General features: G+C 67.9%; 20 protein-coding genes. 10 read left to right on the forward strand and 10 right to left on the reverse strand.

What is annotated here, in order from left to right; all coding sequences use genetic code 11:
* Window positions 1-196: 196 nt before the first annotated feature.
* Entirely contained in the window at window positions 197-967 is a 771-nt protein-coding gene (locus tag ACIG87_RS26065) for an NYN domain-containing protein (protein ID WP_396853984.1), read from the reverse strand.
* 304 nt (window positions 968-1271) lie between these two features.
* Window positions 1272-1472, reverse strand: a complete 201-nt coding sequence (locus ACIG87_RS26070; RefSeq protein WP_396853986.1) for a hypothetical protein — start codon at window positions 1470-1472, stop codon at window positions 1272-1274.
* 440 nt (window positions 1473-1912) lie between these two features.
* Between ACIG87_RS26070 and ACIG87_RS26075 the strand changes: the two genes are divergently transcribed.
* The 7 genes from ACIG87_RS26075 (at window position 1913) to ACIG87_RS26105 (ending at window position 11796) form a co-directional block, all read left to right on the forward strand.
* On the forward strand, window positions 1913-3433 hold the full coding sequence (locus tag ACIG87_RS26075) for a hypothetical protein (protein ID WP_396853987.1): 1521 nt from the start codon (window positions 1913-1915) through the stop codon (window positions 3431-3433).
* Window positions 3430-4200: a hypothetical protein gene (locus ACIG87_RS26080; RefSeq protein ID WP_396853989.1), complete on the forward strand. Its 771-nt coding sequence runs from the start codon at window positions 3430-3432 to the stop codon at window positions 4198-4200. Before ACIG87_RS26075 ends, ACIG87_RS26080 begins: the two co-directional genes overlap by 4 nt.
* A gap of 1 nt (window position 4201) precedes the next feature.
* Window positions 4202-8893, forward strand: a complete 4692-nt coding sequence (locus tag ACIG87_RS26085; protein ID WP_396853990.1) for a hypothetical protein — start codon at window positions 4202-4204, stop codon at window positions 8891-8893.
* Window positions 8890-9990: a hypothetical protein gene (locus ACIG87_RS26090; protein ID WP_396853992.1), complete on the forward strand. Its 1101-nt coding sequence runs from the start codon at window positions 8890-8892 to the stop codon at window positions 9988-9990. The genes ACIG87_RS26085 and ACIG87_RS26090 overlap by 4 nt, the downstream gene beginning before the upstream one ends.
* 307 nt (window positions 9991-10297) lie before the next feature.
* A complete protein-coding gene (locus ACIG87_RS26095) occupies window positions 10298-11143 on the forward strand; it encodes a hypothetical protein (RefSeq protein ID WP_396853993.1) in 846 nt (281 codons plus the stop codon).
* 136 nt (window positions 11144-11279) lie between these two features.
* On the forward strand, window positions 11280-11405 hold the full coding sequence (locus ACIG87_RS26100) for a hypothetical protein (RefSeq protein WP_396853995.1): 126 nt from the start codon (window positions 11280-11282) through the stop codon (window positions 11403-11405).
* Window positions 11406-11550: 145 nt separating this feature from the next.
* Window positions 11551-11796: a hypothetical protein gene (locus ACIG87_RS26105; RefSeq protein WP_396853996.1), complete on the forward strand. Its 246-nt coding sequence runs from the start codon at window positions 11551-11553 to the stop codon at window positions 11794-11796.
* Window positions 11797-11867: 71 nt separating this feature from the next.
* Here the strand turns inward: ACIG87_RS26105 and ACIG87_RS26110 are convergent, their stop codons facing one another.
* A complete protein-coding gene (locus ACIG87_RS26110; protein WP_396853997.1) occupies window positions 11868-12833 on the reverse strand; it encodes a hypothetical protein in 966 nt (321 codons plus the stop codon).
* Window positions 12834-13438: 605 nt separating this feature from the next.
* The gene (locus tag ACIG87_RS26115) at window positions 13439-14356 is read right to left on the reverse strand and encodes a hypothetical protein (RefSeq protein WP_396853999.1); all 918 of its coding nucleotides are present in this window, start codon (window positions 14354-14356) and stop codon (window positions 13439-13441) included.
* 272 nt (window positions 14357-14628) lie between these two features.
* Here ACIG87_RS26115 and ACIG87_RS26120 point away from each other — a divergent pair, with 272 nt between their 5' ends.
* On the forward strand, window positions 14629-15240 hold the full coding sequence (locus ACIG87_RS26120; protein ID WP_396854000.1) for a hypothetical protein: 612 nt from the start codon (window positions 14629-14631) through the stop codon (window positions 15238-15240).
* Between the two features lie 354 nt (window positions 15241-15594).
* Window positions 15595-16341: a transcriptional repressor LexA gene (gene lexA / locus ACIG87_RS26125; RefSeq protein WP_396854001.1), complete on the forward strand. Its 747-nt coding sequence runs from the start codon at window positions 15595-15597 to the stop codon at window positions 16339-16341.
* Window positions 16342-16396: 55 nt separating this feature from the next.
* Here lexA and ACIG87_RS26130 read toward each other — a convergent pair whose 3' ends face one another.
* The 6 genes from ACIG87_RS26130 to ACIG87_RS26155 all read right to left on the reverse strand — a co-directional run bounded on the left by ACIG87_RS26130 (window position 16397) and on the right by ACIG87_RS26155 (window position 20342).
* Window positions 16397-16669 carry a hypothetical protein gene (locus tag ACIG87_RS26130; RefSeq protein WP_396854003.1) on the reverse strand — a complete coding sequence of 91 codons (273 nt, stop codon included), beginning with the start codon at window positions 16667-16669 and terminating at the stop codon, window positions 16397-16399.
* A 123-nt stretch (window positions 16670-16792) separates the two neighbouring features.
* Window positions 16793-17746, reverse strand: a complete 954-nt coding sequence (locus ACIG87_RS26135) for a hypothetical protein (protein WP_396854004.1) — start codon at window positions 17744-17746, stop codon at window positions 16793-16795.
* Window positions 17747-17937: 191 nt separating this feature from the next.
* Window positions 17938-18354: an Imm1 family immunity protein gene (locus tag ACIG87_RS26140; RefSeq protein ID WP_396854005.1), complete on the reverse strand. Its 417-nt coding sequence runs from the start codon at window positions 18352-18354 to the stop codon at window positions 17938-17940.
* Window positions 18351-18833: a DddA-like double-stranded DNA deaminase toxin gene (locus ACIG87_RS26145; RefSeq protein ID WP_396854161.1), complete on the reverse strand. Its 483-nt coding sequence runs from the start codon at window positions 18831-18833 to the stop codon at window positions 18351-18353. The genes ACIG87_RS26140 and ACIG87_RS26145 overlap by 4 nt, the downstream gene beginning before the upstream one ends.
* Window positions 18830-19357 carry a DUF6244 family protein gene (locus ACIG87_RS26150; RefSeq protein ID WP_396854006.1) on the reverse strand — a complete coding sequence of 176 codons (528 nt, stop codon included), beginning with the start codon at window positions 19355-19357 and terminating at the stop codon, window positions 18830-18832. The genes ACIG87_RS26145 and ACIG87_RS26150 overlap by 4 nt, the downstream gene beginning before the upstream one ends.
* A gap of 442 nt (window positions 19358-19799) precedes the next feature.
* Window positions 19800-20342: a GNAT family N-acetyltransferase gene (locus ACIG87_RS26155; protein ID WP_396854008.1), complete on the reverse strand. Its 543-nt coding sequence runs from the start codon at window positions 20340-20342 to the stop codon at window positions 19800-19802.
* A gap of 754 nt (window positions 20343-21096) precedes the next feature.
* On the opposite strand from ACIG87_RS26155, the gene murC reads away from it, so the two are divergent.
* Complete coding sequence (gene murC, locus ACIG87_RS26160; protein WP_396854009.1) at window positions 21097-22545, forward strand: UDP-N-acetylmuramate--L-alanine ligase; 1449 nt, start codon at window positions 21097-21099, stop codon at window positions 22543-22545.
* The last annotated feature ends 98 nt before the right edge of the window (window positions 22546-22643 follow it).

The raw sequence follows: 22643 nt of genomic DNA on the forward strand, positions 1-22643 counted from the left end.
CCCACTGCTCATCGGTGAGATCGCTCGGGTACGCCGCTCGTTCGCCCACGACCATCACAACGCCGACGAACCTCACCGGTTACGACACAGGCTCATCTTTTACGCCATTCACCGACGACCCGCTGGCGAGGGCCCGGCCCTCAGACCGTCTACAAACCCACACTGGACGAACGCTCTCGAATCACCCACTTACAACTCATGTGTCTCTTCCGTCTGGGGCCAGCGTGATGACGATGTCCTGGCCCGATCTGCCGGCAGTGGTGACCCGGTGTTCGAGCCGGGAAAGGAAGTCCCGGAACGTACGGCATCCGTAGTTGGCCTGGTCGAACGAGGGGTCAAGGGAGAGCATCTTGTTCTTGACCGTACCTGCGGTCGGCGTGTCGGTGGTGAGCTGCTCGAACGCCCGGACAAGGAGTCGCTCAGCATCCTTGATGTCGAAAGCGGCGGTAACGGCGGGACGGGTGGCGGGCTCGACGGCTGCGACGATGGTGCCCCAGAACTTGTACTCCGAGCACACCGACACCAGACGCTGGCTGGCGCTGGCCTGGGTGCCGACGCCGACGACGTGTTTGCCGAACTCGCGCAGCCGATGCACGAGTGGCGAGTAGTCGCTGTCGCCCGTCACCAGGAGGAACACCGCCACGTCTGGGTGGGTGATGAGAACCTCCATGGCATCGACGGCCATCCGGATGTCTGCGGAGTTCTTACCGGTGCCACCGCTGCGGGCGATCTGGACAAGATCGACGCCGTTGTTGGCGAGGGCGTGTTGGTACTTCCCGAAGCCCGAGTTGGCCCAATCTGCGTAGGCGCGGCGAATGGATGCGTTGCCGTGGAAGCCTCGGCACAGGTACGTCAGGGCTGTGGCGGGAATCGGGTCGCTCTGGCCGGGCAGACCCTTGCCGGCGCCGCACACCAGGTTCTCGAAGTCGATGAACACGGCAACGCGCTCTTGCGCCGGGTAGGTCACAAACGGTTGCGACCTGCGCCATCGCGCCAATGAAGGGGACTTGCCGTCCGGGCCCTCGGTCATTCCGCACCAACCGGTCTGTCATGCCGACCCCGTGCGGCCGGTATCGACGGTCCTCGTCCGACCGCGTCACCGCGTAGAACCCTAGCGGTATGGGGGGCGCTTGGGCGGCAGCAGCGCGGCGGCGAACTCATGGTACCCCGTGGGACCTGGTGGGCGAGTTCGCCGCAGGGTGGGCCGCGGGCACCGATCCTCTGGTGGGGCCGGATCCGGCCGTAGGCGCGTAGTCGATCATGTACGGCAGTCATTCCTCGGCGAGTGCCCGCTCGTGCCGGTTTTGACCTCGCCGACGCAGTGTGCGGTGGCGGCGGTGGGGAAGTCGCGGAGGGGGTTTGCGCTCGTCGTACCAGTCTGTGCGTAGCTGGTCACCCGGGTTGAAGCCCTTGAGGTGCCAGTCGCCGGGCCCGCCGAGGTCAAGGCCGTAGGTCAGCATGGATCCAAGCATGCGCCAGATGCTCCCCGGGAAGTGAACCCGCGTCAGCGAACGACACGACCGCACGAGCCGACTGCTCGGATACTGCGGGAAGTCACATCAGCACGCAAGGTACCGGGTCTCGGGAGCCGGTCGATGGTCGCCGCAGTCGGCTTCATCGCTGTGACGCCGAGCCATGGTGCGGCTACTCCTAGATTGATCAGGTGCACGCAATCCTCGGGGGTGCCGGGTCGAGAACGATTCGTCGGCTTCGGGCATTTCGTTTCCCGGAGCTGCTGGTGCCTGATTTGCTTTGGGTTGTTAGAGCCCTGTCTGGGTCGGGAGTCCGTTCTGGCGGCTCCTTATAGCTGACGTCGGGAAGCCGACGAAAGCAGGTCCTTGGATTGTGGATGCCGGCACTGGTTGCCCTCGGAGCGGGGTTTTTGTCGGGGCCTGCTCTTAGCGTCTGTCGCGTGTCAGCACAGGAGAGGAACCCTGGCGGTGGCTTGCCGCTGAGCGCCACCTTGCGCGGTTTTATGGCGGATTGGCAGCCGCGTCAACGCATCACGGCTGGGCTGCTCGCAGCTCTGTTCGACGCGCTTGGCGCCCTCCGGCGAGCGCATCCGGAGTGGGTGGACTACGACCTCAACACTCACCTGCTGGGCGCCTTGCATCTGGCGATTGAGAATAACCGGCTGACCGGAACTCGCACGTTGAGCGAGCTGGTAGCCGAACTGGCGACTCTGTGTGCGCTCGAATGCCCGGACGACCCAGCGCAAAAGCATACTGACATCGCTGAGGCGATCTTCGGTGTTCTCATGAACTCCCGCGATCGGGAGACTCGTTTCCGCGATCGCTATCTGTCTCTGGATGATGGCGGGCGGGTGGAACACCCGGAACAGACCTTTGCGTTCCTGCATGCGGTGGGCGGGGATGACACCACGGATCCGCGGGTGAAGGTGACCCCTGAGGGGGTCAACATCTTTCAGAACCTGCACGATTTCGACCCCTTTGACCGGGCTGCTGCAGAGCGATACCGATCCGAACGGATGCTCAAGCGCGGCGATTACGAGGAGGTGGCCGCGTCGGTGCAGCGGCGCGCTACGAGCATCCACGCGGTGCAGGCAAGCCTGGATCGGCTGCTGCGGCGCATGAGCAGCAACGTCCGGGACGTCACCTACGCCAAGGATGTGATCCCCCAGGTCGACGAGGCGCTCGTGCTGATCGGGGAGCAGATTGGCGCGGAGGAGAAGCTCGCCGCCGGCATTGACGAGCACATGCACCACCGCGCCCCCGATGTGGCGCGGCTGCAACGGATCACTGAGCACCTCAACGAGCTGCTGCGGGCGCTGTCCCGCCTGTACTCGATGCTGTTGACGGTCAAGGAGACCTACGAGCAGGAGCAGGACCGCCAACTGTTCACGTTCCGCCGACTCACGATCAACCCCCAGACCGATCTGTTCGAGCCGCTGCTGCGCTACCCGCCGCCCGCGGTCGTCAGCCTCTTGGAACAACGTTTGGCCACCCTGCTCGGCCCGCGCGTCCCGCAGGTGCTGAACATGCAGGCGGTCATCAACCGCACTCAACCACAGGAGCGGTCGCCTGGCACCGGCGAGGACAGCGACCCGTTCGATCTGGGCGAGAGTCGTGACGAGAACGCTGACGACACCATGCTGATCGTCGCCGAGGTCACCGCGATCCTGGCGGAGATCACCACGCCGACCTCGTTGTCACAGCTGAACACGGCGGCGGCTGACCGGCCGATGCCGGCCCTCAGTGCGGACCAGCGCGCACGGGTTCCGTGGGCTTTAGCGGTGGCGGTCGCCGGTGCCTACGGCGGCAACGACCCCGCCGAGAGCGACGCACCCCAGGTTTTCGACCACACCCGTTTCGGCGTCGTGCGGCCTGGCACGCCTCTGGAGACCACCGCGGTGACCGGCGACGACCTCATCGTCGTCCCGCTGACCGCCCTCGACAAGGAGAACTCCTCATGAACGGGATCGACGCGGGACGGCTGCTCGTGTTCGCACTCGACGTCAAGGCGACACCGGGGCGCACCGGGCAGTCCGCCGAGTACGCCCGTCTGGTCGCCCGCTACCTAAGCGAGGAGACGTTCCGGCAGCTCTTCGACGACATCCTTGAAGGCGCCGGCTGCAGCGTCACCCACGCTTCCCCGGAGACCGGCCTGGTGCTGCTCGCCGAGGCCGACAGTGCCTGGGCCTGGCCCGCACGGTCCTCGGACCTGCCGTGGGGCAAGAAGCAGAAGGAGGAGCATCGCGCGGCCCGGATGCTGGTCGTGCCCGCCCTGCTGGCGTTCATCGCGCCCACGGCCGCTGACCTCGAAGATTACGTCGACGACCACACCCGCCTGCTGCCGGACGTGCCAGTGGCCGATCTCGAAGATTACATCCGGCAGTTCGCGTTGCAGCAGGAAGCAGCCAATCCGAACCCGGTCGGTGATGGTCGACCGTTGTGGTGGCACTGGGTGCAGCTTCCCCAGGTCCGATCAGCCGAACGCAGCGCCCGCACGACCAGCACCTACCTGGTCGCGGACGTCCTCGACTTCCTCGAGGAACAGCATTTGGCCGTGCGGCGCGACAACCGGCCCCTGACCGAGACCGTATACCGGCCGCGAAGGCGGCTGATGGCTCACTACCGCGACCTGTTCCTGCACGACCTGTTCGCTGACTTGCAGTCCTTCACCACCAGCAGTTACGAGCGTGTCGAGCGCACGAACAACGACGAGGGGAACCAGTCCTGACATGGGACCGATCACCGGCTTTCGCATCATCAATCTCCGCGTCCGGGACAAGGTCGCCTATCCCGATCTCGTCGTCGATCTCGGCAGCGGACGACACGTCATCATCGGCTTGGAGAACGGCGGCGGAAAGTCAACCCTGCTCGGTTTCCTGATCCACGTTCTGTTGCCGGACAAGGCTCAGTTCCTGCCACGGTTGTCGCTGCGCCGGCAGGGCAAAAAGGGCGACGAGAAACGCGTTCAGCAGTACGTGCCCGGTGGGGACCCCACGCACGTGATCCTCGAAATGGAGGTACCTGCCAACGACCCCTTCCGTGGACACCGGCGGGTTCTGCTCGGCGCCTGCCTGTCGAAGCCGGCCGGGGCCGGGCCCGACGAAGACGTCAAAGAGCTGCTCTGGTCTGCCCAGTCGGTGCACGCCGATCTGACTCTTGCCGGGCTTGCCGTGCGGGGCGTTGACGGGCGGCTGCGTGACGCCAAGCAATGGGCGGCGTGGCTGAAGGAACAGAAGCTCGCACACCCGGACGCCGAGATCACCATGGAGACCGACCAAGGCGAGTGGGGCAAACACCTACGAGAGACCCTACGCATCGACGTCGATTTCGTTCGCACCTGGTTGCTGGCGATGAATCAGGACGAGGGCGCCGCGGACCATGTGTTCACCTACGCGTCGTCACGGTCGTTTCTCAACAGCATCGTCGGCGCGGTTGCCGATCCGAAGCTGAAGGAGGAACTGGCGACCAACCTGGTCCGGATGGGCAGGGACGCCGACGCCTTCAGCCTCGACCGGCGTCGGCAACTGTTTTTCACCGACGTGGTCGGCCACACCGAGCAGCTCTCGCAGCTCATGGGCGTGCTCGATGGGCAGGACGAACGCCGGCTCACCCTACTGGATTCCCTGCTCGCCGCTCACACCCGTGTCGAGGATGAACAGCGCGTCGGTGCGATCTCGCTGCAGAACGCGACACAGCGGCGAGCCGCGGTGACTGCCGACCGGCACAACGCCGAACGTGATCACCGCAGCGCCCTCGGCCGCAAGCAACAGGCCGAACTACAGCGCGACCGTGTCGCCTACCAGGAAGCCGACGCGCTGCTGCAAACCGAACGCGGCCAGTACACCGCGACGCAGGAGCGCGTCGAGGCTACTCGGGTGGCTGCCCTGGTCGCACAGAGACGCGCCTACGACACCAGCATCGACGGCATCCAGCGCATGCTGCGCGAGCGTGCGGGCGAGTCGGAGCCCATGCGTCAGAAGGCCGCTGCCGCCGTCCGGGCCTGGCAGACGCGGATCGCCGCTGACATCACGCAGGAGCAGGCCACGCTCGCGCAGGCACAGGCTGGCTACACCGAGGCAGAGCAGGCCGCTGAGCAGGCGAACAAGGCCATCGCCGCAGCCGCGGGTGCGGTCAGCGACGCGACCGCCCGCGAGGCCAGCGCCATGGACCATCTCAAGGGGATCCGGCAGCAACGTGACCGGGCCGTCGGCCGAGGCGACCTGCACGGCGGCGAATCTGAGGCACAAGCACTTGAGCGGGTGGGACACGAAGCCGAAGGGATCCGCGCCGGGTGCGACGAGATCTGGTCCAACCTCGCGGAGGCCAAGAGCGAGTTCGCGGAAGCGGACAGCGCGGTGCGTACCCTCAGCGGCCAGCTCAAGGACGCGAAATCGACGCTGACGGCAACAATCAAGACCCAGCGGCAATTGCAGGATGCCACCGACAAACTGGCCCGAGACGTCGAATCAAGCGGCCTCGTAGATCTCGAACCCGTCGTCCTTGACGATCACGCGGACACCGTTGTCTCCGTCCTGCGGGCGGTCGCCGAACGCGCCAACCAGGACCACCTTCGTGCCGCCGAGCGGGCTGCCGCCGCCCGCCGCGCCGTCCAGTCGCTGGACACCCGAGGACTGTTGCCAGCGCGTGTCGACATCGCCGAGCTCTGCGAGAACCTCAGTAAGCTAGGGCTTGGGGCGCGTCCCGGCTGGGACTACCTGGCCACCCTTGATGAGACCGTGGCGCCGCGCTGCGCTGCGGCTCATCCCGGCCTCGCCGACGGCGTGGTGGTGACGGTCCCCGACGACCTCACACCGGTGGTCGCGTATTTGCGAGAGCACCGTGATGTGCTGGCCGGCCCGGTGGTGGTCGGCGCCCCGGACACGTTCCATGACGACCCCGATGACGACCGGGACGAGGAAGTGCCGGAGCCTGCGATCGAGGTGGTTCTCCCGCATGAGGCTTTCTGGTCCGCCCGCGCCGGCGCCGAACAGCTCGACCAGCGCCGTGACGACGACGCCGACCACGAGCGTGCGACGATCCAGCATCGGCGCGTATACGACCAGGCCGTGCAGTTGGGCCGGGAGGTCGTCCGCTGGAAGTCCCAGATCGGACCGGATCGGCTCCGTGAGGCCGCGCAAGCGGTCGTGACCGCGCGGGGAATCGCCGATGACCTCCAGGGCCAGCTCGACGAGGCGGAGACCTACCGGCTGGGCGTGGGAGAGCGCCGCGATGAGGTGGCCGCGAAGTTGGAGCAGGCCAAGGAGCAGCGGCGGGCCTGTGAGTCTCGCCTGGATCGGCTGACGTCGCTGGCGAACGCGGTCGCGGGGGAGCCGGCGCTGAGCGCCGAACTCGATCAGAGCCGTACCAACCTCGCCGAGGCGCGACGCCTGAAGGACAAGGCGACCAAGGACCTGACCACAGCTACGAATGCACAGCGGGCTCGGTTCGAGGAGATCGGGGATCGTCAGCAGGTTGTGGGGCAGCTCAGGCACGAACTCGCCGAAGCCGAGTCGGCCGCTGCGGGCGTCGTTCAGCCCGACGATGTGCTCACCGGCGAGGCGGCCGGTGACCGTGCCGCCCTCGCCCAGCAGGCCCGTGACGCCATCGATCGGTGGAAGGGAGCACTCACCGATGACCAGCTCACCGCCCAGCTCAACCTGGTCAAAACGCAACGACGCACGCTCGAGCAGCGCCTGCAACCGGAACCCGAACAAATCCGTGCTGCCGCCGAACTCCTCGTCGAGCAGCACCTTGCTCGGACGCCGGCTGACTTCGACACCGAGGTGGAACGTATCCGCAAGGAGCTGAACCAGCGCGGGATCGCCGTCGGCAAGCGCGAGAGCACCCTCGAACAGCGCAAGAACCAGTACGACAAGACGGCCGAGAAGTACCGCAACGTCACCTTCCAGGACCAACTGAGCGGGGAAAACCGCTCGGACGATCCGGTCACCGCCGAGGCCACCTTCGCCGCTTTGACGGAAGCCGAAGCTGCGGCGAAAGACGCTGTCAACGCGATCGCGGAGATCGAGGGTCAGATTGCTGAGACGGTCGCCGCCGGGGAGGCCCGGCAGCAGGTGCTCGCGAACGTGGCGTCCACGATCGATGGAAAGGTGTCGTTGCTGGCCGCCGGCCAGCAGTTGACCGAAACCATCGATCTGGAAGACCGCCGGTTCAACCTCACAACGGAAATTGTGCTGGCAACCGCCCCCAGCACTGTCACCGCCCTGATCGGCGCGGTGCGTGCCGACGGTCCGATCGAGGAACTACGCACCAGGACCCAGGCAAGTGTCGAAGGTGTGGCCGCAGCGGTGGACAGCATCGTCAAGGCCGTCCGCGAGGCTCACACCCGCGCTGACGATCGGCTGGGCCGGCTGGTCTACTGCCTGGACACGGTGGCCGACGACGTGGTGGCCGGTGAACGGGTCGCCCAAGTGTTGCGGCGAGCCCGTGGCGCGGACCTCGCCCGTCTGGCCGTGCGTCACCACGAGGACCTGGTCAACCGGCGTGACTCGATCGCCCATCATGTCGCCACCTTCGAGCAGCGCGTCGAAGCCTTGGCGAACATCGCGCACAGCAGCATTGAACGGCTGCGCCGCGCGGTGCAGATGACCGTCCGGGACTCGGTGCTACCTGACACGCCGGCCATGGGCCGCTGGGCGGGGCTTCCCCTGCTCAAGCTGTCCGGCCTCGACGCGCTGACCGTAGAGCAGCGACGCGCCGCGATCCACGCCACGCTGACTCGCTGGTTCGATCCCGAGCTACACGGGCGCCGTCGCACGTTCGACACCGACGAGACGATGTTCGAACTGCTGGAAGCGATCACCCCGCGGTTCTCGGCGAAGATCCTCATCCCGTCCGACCCGCTCGTTGCGGAGCACAAGTCCGTGGACCAGGTCGCCATGGAGACCTCCGGCGGTGAAGGCGTCACCGTCGCGTTGATCCTGGCCAGCCTGCTCGCGGCCCGGCGCGCCACTGCCCACGGCTACCGGCGTACGACCCTGCTACTGGACAACGCGTTCGCGAAACTGACCAAGCCCGCCTTCCTGCGGTTGGCCCGTGACGTCGCGACCTCGCTCAACGTGTCGCTGGTCGTGCTTACTGGAATCAAGGACAACGGCGCGCTGACGGTGTTCCCGACCGTCGTTCAACTGCGGGTATCTCGCCGCTCGACGGCCAACTTCGTCGTCCCCGCCGGCGTCGAAGACGGGAGGCTGCAGAACCTGCTGCGCGACGGCGCCTTGTACGCGTCTGCCGTCGAGTGGCACGCCGCAGACGAAGACACCGGCAAGGCCGACACCTGGCCGGTGATGTCGAGCGCCACCGTCGCGTTCGACGAACAGCTCGCCTTGGACATGTCCGCCCCGGCAGAGACCGACGCCGCACCAGATGACAACGCCGCGGATGACCAGGAAGCCGCATGACATCCACCGACGGCGCCCCACCGCCCGGCGCGCAACAGGTAGACGCCCTGAGCGCAGCGTTGCTCAACACCGCCGCCGTACGCGTTGACCGCCGGAGACTGTGGCAGCTGTGGAACCAGGTCGACGGCCCATGGTCAGGAACGTGGGCCAGCCGGGCACGTCTGGCCCATGCCCTCCAGCAGCTCGCACACCAGGGGATTGTCGTTCTGCCCGCAGCTACCGGCCGGCTCTGGGACCGGTCACTGCCACCCCTTCCCGACCGGATCGATATCCCCGCCAACCGGCGTGGAGCCGTCACCCAGATCAACCCCGCCGACGTGCTCTGGGTCCCGTTGATGCGTCGCTGGGCACCGCAATGGATACGCACCGCACGGCCACCCGCAGGACTGCGGGAGGCCGCCGTGGAAATCAACCGATGGCTACAGGGCACCCTCGGCACCAACCCCGGTTGGGTAGCCCGGGAGGAACGCTCACTGCACATCTTCGGTGACGAGAAACGACTGGCCCAGCTCGCCGACGGCGCGATCTTCGCCCCTGGACGGATGACCCTGCACGACCTGGCCTGCGACGCGCCCGCCGGACACATACGCGTCGCCCGCCTCGCTACACGAGGACCCGTGCTCGTGCTCGAGAACAAATCCACTTTCGATTCCGCCTGGCGAGCCCTGCGGGCATACGCACAGCCCCCGTACGCGGCGATCCTGTTCGGCAGCGGCGACGCGGTTGGCGCCCTGGTTCAGGATTTGACGGTGCTCGACGAACTGGTCGGTGTCCGGCCGACGACGTGCTGGTACGCCGGCGATGTCGACATCGCCGGTATCGAGGCCGCCCACCTGTTCGCCGCCAGCGCAGCGACAGCGGGCCTGGAAACAGCGATGGCTGCTCCGCTCTGGGACGCGGTGGCCCGAGCTGACCCGACCGGCGAGGACACCACGGCAGACCTGTCCCGCACGGCTGGCGCTGTCGCCGTAGCGGAGTCACTGCATCTGCCCGAGGCGGTTCTGCAGCGACTACGGGAGCGAGTCCGGATACCGCAAGAGCGCATCGATCGCCTGGCACTGGCCGACGTCGCCTGGTGGGCACCGCCGTCGAGTTGATGGCAGTGGCGTCGGCCGGGCCAGATCGATAACCCGGCCGACGCCGCAGAAACGCGCGTACCCGCGCCCGAGCAAGCGTTCGTTTCGACCGCGCCATCAGGCGGCGAGCGGGCGGAGCCGGACGGGGCAGGCGAGGGGGTGTAGCGCGGCGAGCGTCATTTGAGCGTTGGAGCGTTGGATCAACAACCGCTCTGGAGAAGGACGGTCGCTCGACCGCGCGCCCGCACCCCCGAAGCCCCATAACGGTGAGAAGTAGATGGCGTGTCGAACCACCACTAACAGCTCCCCTGCTTCTTACGCTGCCCGCATGACCAATCTCGCCAAGCTCGCGGCCACCGCCGCTGAATATGCCCGGAAAAACCAGATGACACTCGTGCCCGCCGCACCGCAGCGCGACTTCGGCCCCGAAGTGTGCATCGATCCCGACCGACTGGACCTTCCCTCGTTCCTTGACCTGGCAGCCAAGATCGGAGGTGGCGTGCTATACCTCGACGCTAACCCATTCAATCCCCAACAACTCGGATCAGATCTTGACGAGCTACCCGAGGATCTGGCCAGACACAAAGGAGAAATTGGGCTCGTCCGACTCGCGTTCGCAGTAAATGGCATCGTTCACTTCTGGGAACGCAGCACTCCGTGGCACGAGGAGGCGGAGGAACTCAAGAACGCGACCTCGGCACGCCTACCCCGTCAAGGGCTCTACACCCACGACGCCGACGGCGATCAAGACGACCGGCTCGACGAAGAGACACAGAAGCGCCTCGCCCGTGAGCTGGCGGAGGAACTCATAGCCAACCCAGAGTTTCGGGCGGCGAAGATCGGCCATCGGCAACGGATCGGGCAGATGGCCATCCCCGAGGGCACCCACCGCCACGTCGGCTGGGAAGCGCTCCGCATGGCCGGCGAACAAGCCGAAGACATGGCCAGGTCGCGATACGCCGAACTCGTCACCCGTCTGGACGAGCTGGCCCAGCAGTTGCTCACCGACGCCACCTATCAGCAGGCCAGCTCGCCCGGCGCCCGCAAGCAGGCCGCCGAACAGTTCCTCATCCCCCACGGCGACGGCTTTCCTCCGCCGGCCTATGTACGCGACGAGCTGTACGCACGAGCCCAGAAGCTACTCAAGAACAAGGGCGCCACCAACCTGTTCTAGCCTCGGGCAGGCCCAGAGACTGAACACGAGTCACATCGCGACCCGCGCAAAGCAGGACATGCGACGCGGCGCGCCGGTTCCCGGGGCGCCGCAACCCTCCGCACCTCCACCACAACAGTCGAACAAGTGTTCGATTATGGTGTTGACGTGGATGAGCTACCCGGACGACTTCCCACCACGCGTGGAGCAGTTGCGCGACCCGGCCGCGTTCGTCGATCTCATGCAGCGGCTCCTCGCCCGTCAAGCGGAGATGGATCTGTGAGACGCAGCCGAGCTCGATCGATCCCTGGTGGCCGACGACGCCCCACCCGTCGACAGCGCCCAAGCTGCGGCCTGGGCCGCCCTCGACGGGCAGACCCCAGGCCCGGCTGCGAGCCTTCCTGTTCGGACCGCCCGCAGTGCCTGCGGTGGTGGCCTACCGGCACCACCTACGACTCCAGGCACGGCAGACACTTCTGAGTAATCCGGAGTACGCACGACAGGCCGCCTTGCGCGAGTACGAACGCGACATCAACGAACTCAGGACCGAACTGGCCGAGGCAGGGCTGCCGTTCATCAAGAACCTGGTGCCGTTCCTGCTGCGTGGCCTCATCCGCACTCGCCGCGTCCGCGCTGACCGCCACTGGAAGCCGCCCGCAACGCTGTACCCGTAGACAGGTTCAAGCGCTACCTCCTGGCTGGACAGTCTTTTACCGGGCCGGGAGTCGCCTCCCGGGCGGCCTGGTTACTCCCACGCGCCGGGGTCAACGTACGTGTCGGTCTTTCTCAAGTAGGGCACGGCGCGGGTCCATTCACCGAGGAGCTTGGCGAAGCCGTCATCGTCGGTAGCCCACACCTCGCCCAGTTCGACGGTCCCCGAGCCCGAGCCCGAGCGCGACTCGACCGCCACCATGGGGGCGACCGGGTCGCTCGCCCACTTGCTGCGCTGCTTCTGCGCCGGGCGCACGTACAGGACCTTCGAATGGACCTCATCCGGTTGAGGAAAGACCAGGTGCGCCTCGAGCGGGTCATCGTCCGCCGCGGCTCTGCCGCCACTGGCGATACACGCCGCGACGAGTTGCTCGATGCGTACGAGCTGTTCGCGGGCGGCCCATCGCCGTGCTGGACTCGGTTCGTATCCCCATGCCTGCACGATCCACCCGGCCGCGCCCTCTGGCAGCGGTCCGACATCTCCGTTGCGAAGCGATCGAGTGACCTCGCACATCTGCCATACCCGGGAGGTCGCGAGATCCGGATCGTGCCCGATCGGCAGTAACCGCAACGCCTCGGCCCGCGCCGCCGCGTCGGCAGCGATCTCGTCGGCGATCGTCAGGCGTTGCGCCCGTGGCAAGGAGCCGAACATCTCGGGCAGGTCTCCGGCGAGCAGCCGCGCGAGGTCCTTGTGGCTCCACGCCTCCGCGTGCCGGTTACCCTCGTCCGCCGTCAGCACGATCGGGTCGATCGTGGCCTCCGGATCACGGAACGCGTCGATGACGCGTCCGATCGCCTCCTCGACGGCCGGGTGGGTATCGAGGAACGCCGCCACGTCCCACGCGTCCTCAGACAGCCGTGTGAGGATACTGGCGAGGCGGGCAGCACGCCCCGGATCCTCCAATGTAGTGATCTTGCAGCTCTGGTCGCACTCCTCGCCGGACCAAGTGGCGAGCACGGTGGTCCGGGGACCGGTGGGCAGAACGCTGTAGCTGGTCATCGCCAAGCTCCTGACGGGTACGGAGAGCCGCCCAGGGAACCCGCGCGCAGGCGCGATCGTTCCCGGCGAACTGGACATGATTTCCGGTAACCCCGCGGCACGACCGCAGCGCCGATCCGTACCGGTAGCATCACACGCCCGGCCGAGCGGAGGCAACTCCGCCGCCGGAGTGCACCAGCCAAACGGTAACGCACTGTTCGTGTCAGTGCGACCGACAGGTCGTAGGGGAAATCAACCTCCGCTTGTGGCCACGGAGGTGTTCGATGAGATAGACGCTGCCGAACGGCTGCGGCATGGGCTGGTCGACCAACTCGTCGAGTAGGGGGAGATACCGTCAGGGCGGGTCGACGCGGCGATGCGCGCCGTGCCGCGCCACGCGTTCGTTTCCGGTGTGCCAATGGCCGAGGCCTACGCCGACGACATCGTCGGGACCAAGCAGGACGACGCGGGAGTTGCGGTCAGTGCGGCCTCGCAGCCCCGGATTTGTCGCGATGATGCTCGATATCGAGCCGGGCCAGCGCGTGCTGGAGGCCGGCGCTGGCACTGGGTACAACGCCGGGCTGATGGTCACAAGCCGCGACGTCCACCACCCCCGGCGGGGTGGCTCAGTCGATGTCGGGGTCGAACTGGGTGAGCCATTCCACGTCGCCGTTCGCCTCGGTGGCGACCAGCCCGGCGACGAGCCAGATCAGGGCGGGAAGGAACGCGTCGCCGAGCCGGTCGAGGGCCTCGTTGACGGTCAGGTTCGGTGCCAGTGGGCTGCCGAGCAGGCCCGCGAGTTGGAATGCCTGGTCGGCGGGTTCGTCATCAAGGTTCTGGCGGATCCACCCCAGCGCGGGGCCGGCGAGGTCAGTGGTCGCGGTTGCCTTCGCGCTGGTCAGCCAGCTCATCAGGACAGCGGTCAGGGTGGTCGCGGCGAGACCGGCAGCGTCGGGGTCGTCGGCGTGGTCGAGGGCTGCCCCGAGCCGCCATGCGGGTTCCTCCATACCGCTGGTGATCGTCTCGTCGATCAGGTCCCGCAGCCCGTCTGCGGAGAGCTCGACCGTCGCCGCGAGGTCGATGTCGTCGATGTCGTCAACATCGCCCCGGTGGCGGGTCACGGCGTCGGCGTAAGCCTGCACCTCGGCGGCGCTGAACAGGTGCTGGTTCTCCTCCGTGACGAGGTAGCCGACCTCCCGCCAGGCATGGATCGGCGCCGGGTCCACGCCCGCGTCCTCGGCGGCCTTCAGCATGTGGTCCACGGCGTCATCGAAGCTCCGCTGACTCAACGGGGTCGGCTCGTCAGCGTCAGGGTCGAAGAACACCGGATCCTTCGGCCCCGGCTCACGGCCGAACTTCTCCCGGAACGCCGCGAACTGCGCCTGGAACCCCTCACGCAACTCCGTACCCGCCTCGGACCCCGCGTCCCACGTCAACGTGGCAACGCCGTCCGCGCCGACGGTGCGCTGCACGAACCGGGGGTCCCCCATCCGGTCCAGGACCAGACGGGCGTGCTCTTCGTGGAACTCTTCCTGCCGAGCCACGTCTAGCCGCTGCTGCAGGCGTGCGCGACGCTGACGAGGTGTGCGCTTCTTCGGCATAACCCGCTCCTCCCGCCACCCCTTCGACAGGCGACCCGGGCATTATCCCTATGCGACAGCCCGCCCCGGCTCCACGACACAGGCTCGTGTGGACACGCCTGCCTCAACCTGGGCTCGGCGACCAGATCCGTCCCGTGGACCGCTTTCCGGGTTGCCCCTGCACCGGCCGGCTATCGTGCGGATGGAGAGCCACCACAGGAGGACGTGTGCGTCGGATGACCAAGTTCCAGGAAGCGGTCGAGCGGCTGCGCGAGGAAGGCCGCCACCGAGGCCTGGACATCTCGGCGGTCACCGCGCAGGACATCCTCGCCGACCTCGTCACCACCACCGCCGCCACCCTCGGCATCCGCGAGGAGACCTACGTACGGTCCCACCTTCAAAACGTCGACCTCGCCGACCTCGTGACCCACCTCAAGCAGGCGGACGACGCGCAGAAACGCGAAGTGGCCGACGCCTCCCCCGCGGTGATCAAGCTGGAGGATACCGGCCGGCTCATCGCGTCGCTCGCCCAAGCGGTGCGATGCGTCAGCCTCAACCACGACCGGCTAACGACAGGACGCCGCGACAAGTGGGAGGCCGTCGGCGTCCTCGACGACGCCAGCAACTGCCTGACCCTGCTCGGCGAAGCCGTGACCAACAGCCACACCACCGCACAGGGCACCGCCGTGCTCTGGAGCGACGAAAGCGTCGTGTACGCACGACGCGCTCTCACCCAGACCATCACCAACATCCGCGACGGTGGCTGGACCTTCGCCCACGGCCCGCAACTCGACGCCGACGTCGCCACCCGCATGAACGCCGACCTGAAGATCCTGCCCCCGGAGTGACCACCCAGACGCCGCATAACCTGCCAGCTTCGCGCGATGCGACGGCCGACACCGCTCCCGACGCATTTCGCGATACCGGACTGGCGTTCTTGCTACGACATCGGTCACCGCACTCGAACCATCCGGTCCACCAGACGCTCGCCCGCACGCTGAGTGCCGACCGGCCGTTTGCTTGCTGACGGCGCTGGACAGCCAGTGCAGGAGAACACCCGATGAGGTTGATCCGAACCGCACGGGCGCCGACGTCGGCTGCCCTGGGGATTGTCCTGCGTTGATGACCAGGTCTACCGTGACGGCATCGTTGGGCAGGGCGGCTCCCCCCGTGGTCGCCCTGCCCAACGTAAACAAGCCGGGATGCGCCAGGCGCCGGCCACGTATCGACGACGACGCGGAACGCACCCCACACACCTGTTTAGCACATTCGTTCTAAGTTCGCGGTATCGTCCTGGGGTGACCGCTCCTGACGTGCCACCCGATCCGGTGTCGTTGACTGACCGGCAGCGGCAGATCCTCGACGTGATCCGGGAATGGGTTCAGCGGCATGGCTACCCGCCGACGGTGCGGGAGATCGGGGCGGCCGTCGGGCTCGGTTCCCCCTCGTCGGTGGCGCATCACCTGAAGACCCTCACCCACCACGGCCTGATCCGACGGGCTCCGGGCGGACCGCGAGCGGTCGACGCCCGCCCCCTGCTCGGCGACGACCCGCCGGTGAAGTCGGACGCGCAGCGCGGAACCGCTGTGCCTCTGCTGGGAGCCATCGCCGCCGGCACGCCGATCCTCGCCGAGGAACACGTCGAGGAGGTGCTGTCCCTGCCCACCGAGCTGGTCGGCCGGGGCACGCTGTTCGCGCTTCGGGTACAAGGCGACTCCATGACCGAAGCGGCCATCGCCGACGGCGACATCATCGTGGTACGGCAGCAGGCGGTCGCCGACAACGGCGACATCGTTGCCGCCATGCTCGACGGGGAAGCCACCGTCAAGCAGTACCGAACCCGCGACGGCCGCATCGAACTCGTCCCCCGCAACCCCCGCTACCCGGTACTGCCCGGCGATCACGCGACGATCCTCGGCAAGGTCATCTGCGTCCTACACCGCCCGTAATCCCGACAATCGCCGCCACCGTCCTGCCGGCGGCAGGACGGTGGCTCGCTTGGGACTACTGCTCAGCCAGGTCCGGGCGCCACGTGGTGATCTCGTCGTCGAGATCGCCGCTGCGGAGGTCGTTCAGGGCGGCCATGTATCCGACCTCGGTGGCGTCGATGAGCATCCTCAGGACCTCAGTCGGCGCGTCCTGGTAGCCGTAAGCCGACCACACGTTGGCCATCGCCTCGTAGGCCCGCCGCACGTCACCCTCATCCTGTGCGGTATTGCCGTGCAGGTTCGCCACGGCCTCGGACCAGCCGCTCACGTCGCGCTCCGAATAGGACATGAGAGAAGTATGCGCGACGCGATTCCCGCTGCGGGGTTTGCCGCAGCAGCGGACAAGCCCTACCGCCGTAGCCGAGCCGGGCTGTTGCCAGGTCTCGCCCGCCCCGGCTGCCCGGTGTGAGGGCTACCAGCCTCGTTGCACCTGGTAAGGCGGTAGCTGGCCACGGAGCACCTGCGCGAACTCGGCCCGCAGGCTCGTCAGGTCGATCGGGTGCCCGGCCATGCGCTCGCCCAGCTCGGCGATCGGCCAACTCGCGAGGTGGCCGAACCTCGCCGCGTACACCGCGACGGTGTGCAGGCCGTACCGGTCCGAGTAGTCCATCAGTGCGTACCCGAGGAGCTGGTCGAGGTCGGTACGCGCCAGGGAGGCTGCCCGGGTGCCATCCGCACGAGGTTTGCCACCCTGCCCGGCCTTGAAGTCGACCAGCATCCCACCGGCGATCAGGTCCGCGTCGGCGTTGAGGTCGGCGCTGCCGTCGAAGGTCATGCCAGTCGTCACAGGCCCCGGCGGCAGCCCTGGCAGCAGGCGTTCGACTGCCAGGTCCCGCATCGCGGCCATGTCGATCACCTCCGCATCGGTGGCCAGCGCCAGCAGGTCCGCCGCGCCGCTCGACTCGGTAAGACGCATCAGTCGGGAGTGCTCCACCGACGGCGCCCGATACAGCTCCACGAGCAGCGCCAGGGCGTAACACACCCGCGCCCACCACTCATCACCACGCTCAGCGAACCCCGCCGGCCGCATCCGCAATTCCACCCCGCCCTCTGCACGGCGGGGCGTTTCCCCGGCCGCGAGGCCAGCGAGCAGCTCCCGACCGGCCCGCACACACGGCGCCCGCCCCGACAACAGCCCCATCAGCGGCAGGGCGATCGACGGATTCGGGTCAACGAGCATCCGCAGCCAGAAGTCGATCGCCGCACCCTGCGTGCCTGGCGCAACCCCAACCGGCATCACCACTCCCTGCAGGCCAGCCGCGACCCGGAACTCCGCCTGGATCTCCCTGGCCTCCGGAAACGTCGCTCGCAGCCACACGCACACCGGACTCCGAACGTCTTTCACCTCATACGTCAACGCAGACATGCACCGGAAGCTACGGAGAGCCACCGACAAAAAGCTCAGAGTGTGCGACGGATGCAGGAGGAAGGGATGAGGCCACCCGTCGGGCTCGCCGTGCCGCAACCGTCGCCGTCGAGAGAGCTGTCTCCTGCTCGGCGTTCAACTGGTCCCGAGGGAACCGCGCGCGTGCTCACTCCCGGCCGGCACCGCCAGTGCTACTCGGTGTCGGCGGGTAGGCGGGGCGGCTTGCCGCCGATGGCGAGGAAGGCGGTCGCGATCTGGATGGCCGTGTCGGGTCGGATCCGTAGGTGCTCGGCGGGATACTCGGTGGGTACTCCGCCGAGGTCGAAGCTGAGCCCGGCGGTCGGGGCCTCGACTGTCGGGTCGTTGAGGTAGTCGCCGTCGTCGACGATGTGCACGGCGAAGCTGTGGGTGGGGTGGCCCAGGCCGATCTGCAGGCCGGGTGGCAGTTCGTCCGGGTCGTCGATCGCCTGGCTGAAGATGGTGACCGCGACGGGCTCTCCGGCCTGGTGGATCTCGTGCAGTACGGCGCTCAGGGCGGCGGGGTCGCTCAGGTCGACCTCGTGGTTGTCGCGGTGGTCGCCCCGGTCGTATGCCCACGTCACCTTCATGCGATGGCCTTTCCGTTGCCGGTGTAGGTATGCCACTGATGCACCTGCCCGTCATCGTCGCGTACGTACACGGTCAGCTGCGCACCGGACGGCAGCAGCCGGGAGAGGATCCTCTCGCAGCCGTAGGGCTCGTAGTCGCACGGCGGGTTGTTGGTCAGCACGACCGCGTGCGTTACCTGTTCGCGGCGCATCCGGGCGGCGAGCTTGGCCTCGAGGTGGTCGGTCGTGGTGGCGATGAGCTTGTAGGCCGGTTTGAGGTCCGCGGCGGCTTCCGGGTCGCGGCCCGACTTCATGGGCACTCGTTGGCCGTTGATCAGTGCAATGCCGGACGTGGGGTCCTTCGCTCGCCGTTGGGGCAGGTCGCGGGCGGCCTCCGTCAGCCAGCCCGGAAGCCGTTCTGTTTCGGCCGGCGCCGGGGAAGGGCTCGCGGAGGTGTCGCTCGTGCCGGGCGGTCGGCTGACGCCGCCGCCCGTGGTCAGTTTCCCAGGTCACCGACCTGCCGGGCCTGATCGAGTGCCGCTTCGACATGGTGGCGGGCCTCGCCTCCTCGGGCCCTGACTACGGCAAGTCCCTGTCCGACCTGCTGCAGGCGGGCCAGGGTCGGTCCCGGTTGCCCACCCTGCAGCGCTACGGCGACGAGTCGCTGTGCTTCCTCGATGCCCGCTGCCGCCGCCTCGACCGCCCCGTCGACAGCGGCGAGAGCCGCGACCAACGGCGCGAGCGCGGCGATGGCTTCTTGGGGCGACGGCTGTTGCGGTACCGCGGACACCGAGCGGGACGCCTCGCCCAGGATCCCACCGACCGTGCTCAGTCGTGTGTGGACCTGCTCCACCTGCTCGCGTACGCGAGCCAGCCCCACGGCGATGCCCGCGAAGCCCGCCCCGACGGCCCGTGCCGCGATCTGCTCCACGGCGTGGTCGACCCCGGCGACACCCTGCTGCGCGGTCGCCACGCCTTCGGCCATCGTCTGCAGGTCATCACGGATGCTGTCGGTCAACGACATGGTCCCGCCCCTTCACCCTGTCGGCTTCTGCACCTTGATGAACCCTGGCACTCTAGAGATCGAGGTCGATAGGAACAACCCGCATCCGGAAGGCGCGCATGCCAAGACGCTCTTCGGTCCGGTGCGACCACAGGGCCAAGCCTGTCCTGCCGGCCGTGGTCAGGGCGGACTCGACTACGGACCAGAGCAGGTCGGTGGCTGGCCCTCCGCGGTGTCCACCGCAGTCGTGACATGGACGCTTCCGGCTGACCGTGACGGGGCGGATTCGGAGGCCGTGCTTGCGATGTTCGGGTCCGGGACGACGATGGTGCGGATCGTGGCTGCGGATGCGGACACGAAGTCCCGCCCGGTGAAGGGAGTCTCGATGGCGGGCACTGCGGTTGCCCTCCTCGATCCGGGTTTCACCCTGCTGCCCGCCACCTCGTCGCGCAGGAGAAGGTCCCTACCCTGCGGTGGGGGCGTCGTCGCATCGGTGGTGGGTGAGTGGTGGGGTCGAGGCCAGGAAGGTGAGGGATCCTTTCTGGTCGACTGTCGTGTACTGCTCGCTCATACCGATCTTGGTCGCGATGCGCAGCGATGTGGTGTTGTGCGGTCGGATCGTCGCCCAAATTCGAGGTAGGCCGGCGGCGAACCCTTCCCGCAGCACGAGGTGTGCGGCCTCGGTGGCGTACCCGTGGCCCTGGAATGCGTGCCTGATCTCGTAGCCGATCTCGGGCTCGGTGATGCCGGTGCGGCCTGCGAACAGGCCGCAGTTGCCCAGGAGCCGGCTGGTGGACCGCTCGCGCACTGCGTACCAGAGCAGGCCGGTGTTCCGCTCAAGTTCGACGCGACGCTGGATCCACGACCGAGTCTGGTCGATGGAGGTGAACGGTCCGTCACCGATGAGGTGAGTCAGCGGGTCCGCGAACACCTCGTGCAGTTCGTCGGCGTCGCCGCTGCGGAATGGACGTAGGTCCAGTCGGCTGGTCGTGATCAACGGTCGCATGGCGCTCCTTCGATCTCAGCGGGCCGATCGACGCCGCGGGTCGGTCGGCGGCTGTGGCTTGTCGCTGCGGTCTTGTCTCCTCCGACGCCGTCTTATCTCGGCTCGGTGCCCGGCCGGCCCGGATCCGGCAGGCGACCGCTGGCCGTGCTCCCTGGGGTCGGCGGCCGACCCTGATGTGAGCCCGACGGCGTAGTCGCGCCCCGGCGTGCCGTCACCTTATGCGGCTACGGCTGCGCGTCGGCAGGTCGCGGTTGCTCGACGGCGGGGGTGGAAGCCGGGACCTGCCCAGCTGCCTCCGGTCACGGCGCGGAACCCCCGCGCCCCGTTCACAGCACGGGTCACCTCTGGAACATGGGTCAAGATCGCTGCCCGACCCCCGGATGTCGAGATCGGTTGTCGGCTCTGTTCGACACCGCGTCCGAGGGCTGCACTGGCAGGGAGGCAGATGCCCCCCGTTGCGACCCCACCGCATCAGAGTCGGCAGGTGCCTGGGTTCAGTGTCGAACCGCTCGGCGATTGGCGCCGAGGCGGTCTGCACCGCGACGGCAGGCGGGATGGACGCACCGGAGACCAACAGCGGCTGCGTCGTTGAGGCCGGTAGTGGACAACGCAGATCGATTGGACCCGCGTGGCCGCGATGGCGACCCGACGCCATCTCGGCCACTCAAGGAGCGGACGGATGAGAAGGAGCGACCTCCTCACACGTCCGTTCGCGTCACCGACCCGTCAGCTCTGTCGAAGGAGGCACGGCACCATGAACGACACGATCCCCGGTAGCCCGAGCACCGAGGCGGCCTACAGTGGCCCGGTCGATCTGACCCGCCCGCACTTCGTGGGCGTGGGCGAGCCGGTCCTGTCCGGCCTGGCCCGGCTGCTGGCCGAGCTGGGCCACCAGGTCAGCGGCAGCGACATACGCGAAACGGCCACTTTCAAGGGGCTGCGCACGGTCGGTGTTCGCGTGCGCCTGGGCGACGACGTGGCACATGTCGAGGGCGCAAGCTGCGTGGTCTGCCCGGCGAGCGCGCAGAACGTGCTGGAGGTTCGGGCGGCGCGTGCCGCTGGCATCCCGGTGGTGCACCCGGCGCAGGTCCTCGACTGGCTGGCCGTCGGGCGGCAGCTGGTGGCGGTGGCCGGGTCGCACGGTAAGTCCACCACCTCCGGCATGCTGGCTCACATCCTGCGGGCCTGCGGACAGGACCCGACCTACCTGATCGGCGCCGACCTGACCGGGCCGGGCTCCGGTGCCCAGCTCGGCCGGTCGAGGCTGCTGGTCGCCGAGGCCGACGAGTCGGACCGCTCGTTCCACTACCTCACCCCGTCGATCGCGGTCATCACCAACGTGACCGACGCGCACCCGGAGAACTTCACCAGCCACGCCGACCTGCTGCGCGCCTACGTCACGTTCGGGTGCCGGACCACAGTGAACGGCTTCCTGGTCGTTAACTCCGACTGCGTGGGCGCCACGGTGGCCGCCCAGGTCATCGCCGACGAGCGACCCGACCTGACGGTGCTGCGCTATGGGCGGGACCGGACGGCGGATGTCCGGCTCCTGGATGTGCACGCCGAGGGCTGGAGCGCGTCGGCCACGGTGCGGATGCCGGATGACACACAGGTCCGGCTGACTCTGCCGACCCCGGCGGCGCATCACCTGGGTAACGCGGCGGCGGCCATAGCGTGCGCGGTGGCCCTCGGGCTCGACCCCACCGAGGTGGGCGGGGCGTTGTGCACGTTCGCCGGGGTGCGCCGCCGGTTCGAACATGTCGACACCCGGGCCGGGGTGACGGTGGTCGACTCCTACGCCGCCCATCCGCACGAGATCGCCGCCGACCTGGAAGCCGCGCGCACCCTGGCCCGGGGGCGGGTGTTCGTGGTGTTCCAGCCGTCCGGACATGCCCGCGTCCTGGCCTTCGGGGAGCGGATCGGGAGGGTCCTAGCGGACCACGCCGACCACGTCCTGCTGCTCGATGTGCAGGGCACCGTGCCGGAGGGCCGGCCGGCAGCGGACCTTACCGCCATCATGGCCCAGCTGCGCGACGGTGCCTACTGCCTGCCCATCGGGCCCGACCACGCGGCCCGGGTGATCGCGCGGATGGCCGGACGTGGCGACCTGGTGCTGACGATGGGCACCGGAGACGTGACCAGCTACGGTGCGGCGATATTGGACAAACTGAGCTGCCGATCCGAGGTGACCCTGTCGGCCTGATCTCCTTCCGTCAAGGGGTGACGCTGCCGGGTCACTCGACCGTCTGCTGGCCCGGGTGAGCAGTTCTGCGGTGTTGGTCGCCTTGACCTGGGTCCAGT

This window comes from Micromonospora sp. NPDC051925, assembly GCF_044548625.1.
Taxonomy (GTDB): domain Bacteria; phylum Actinomycetota; class Actinomycetes; order Mycobacteriales; family Micromonosporaceae; genus Micromonospora.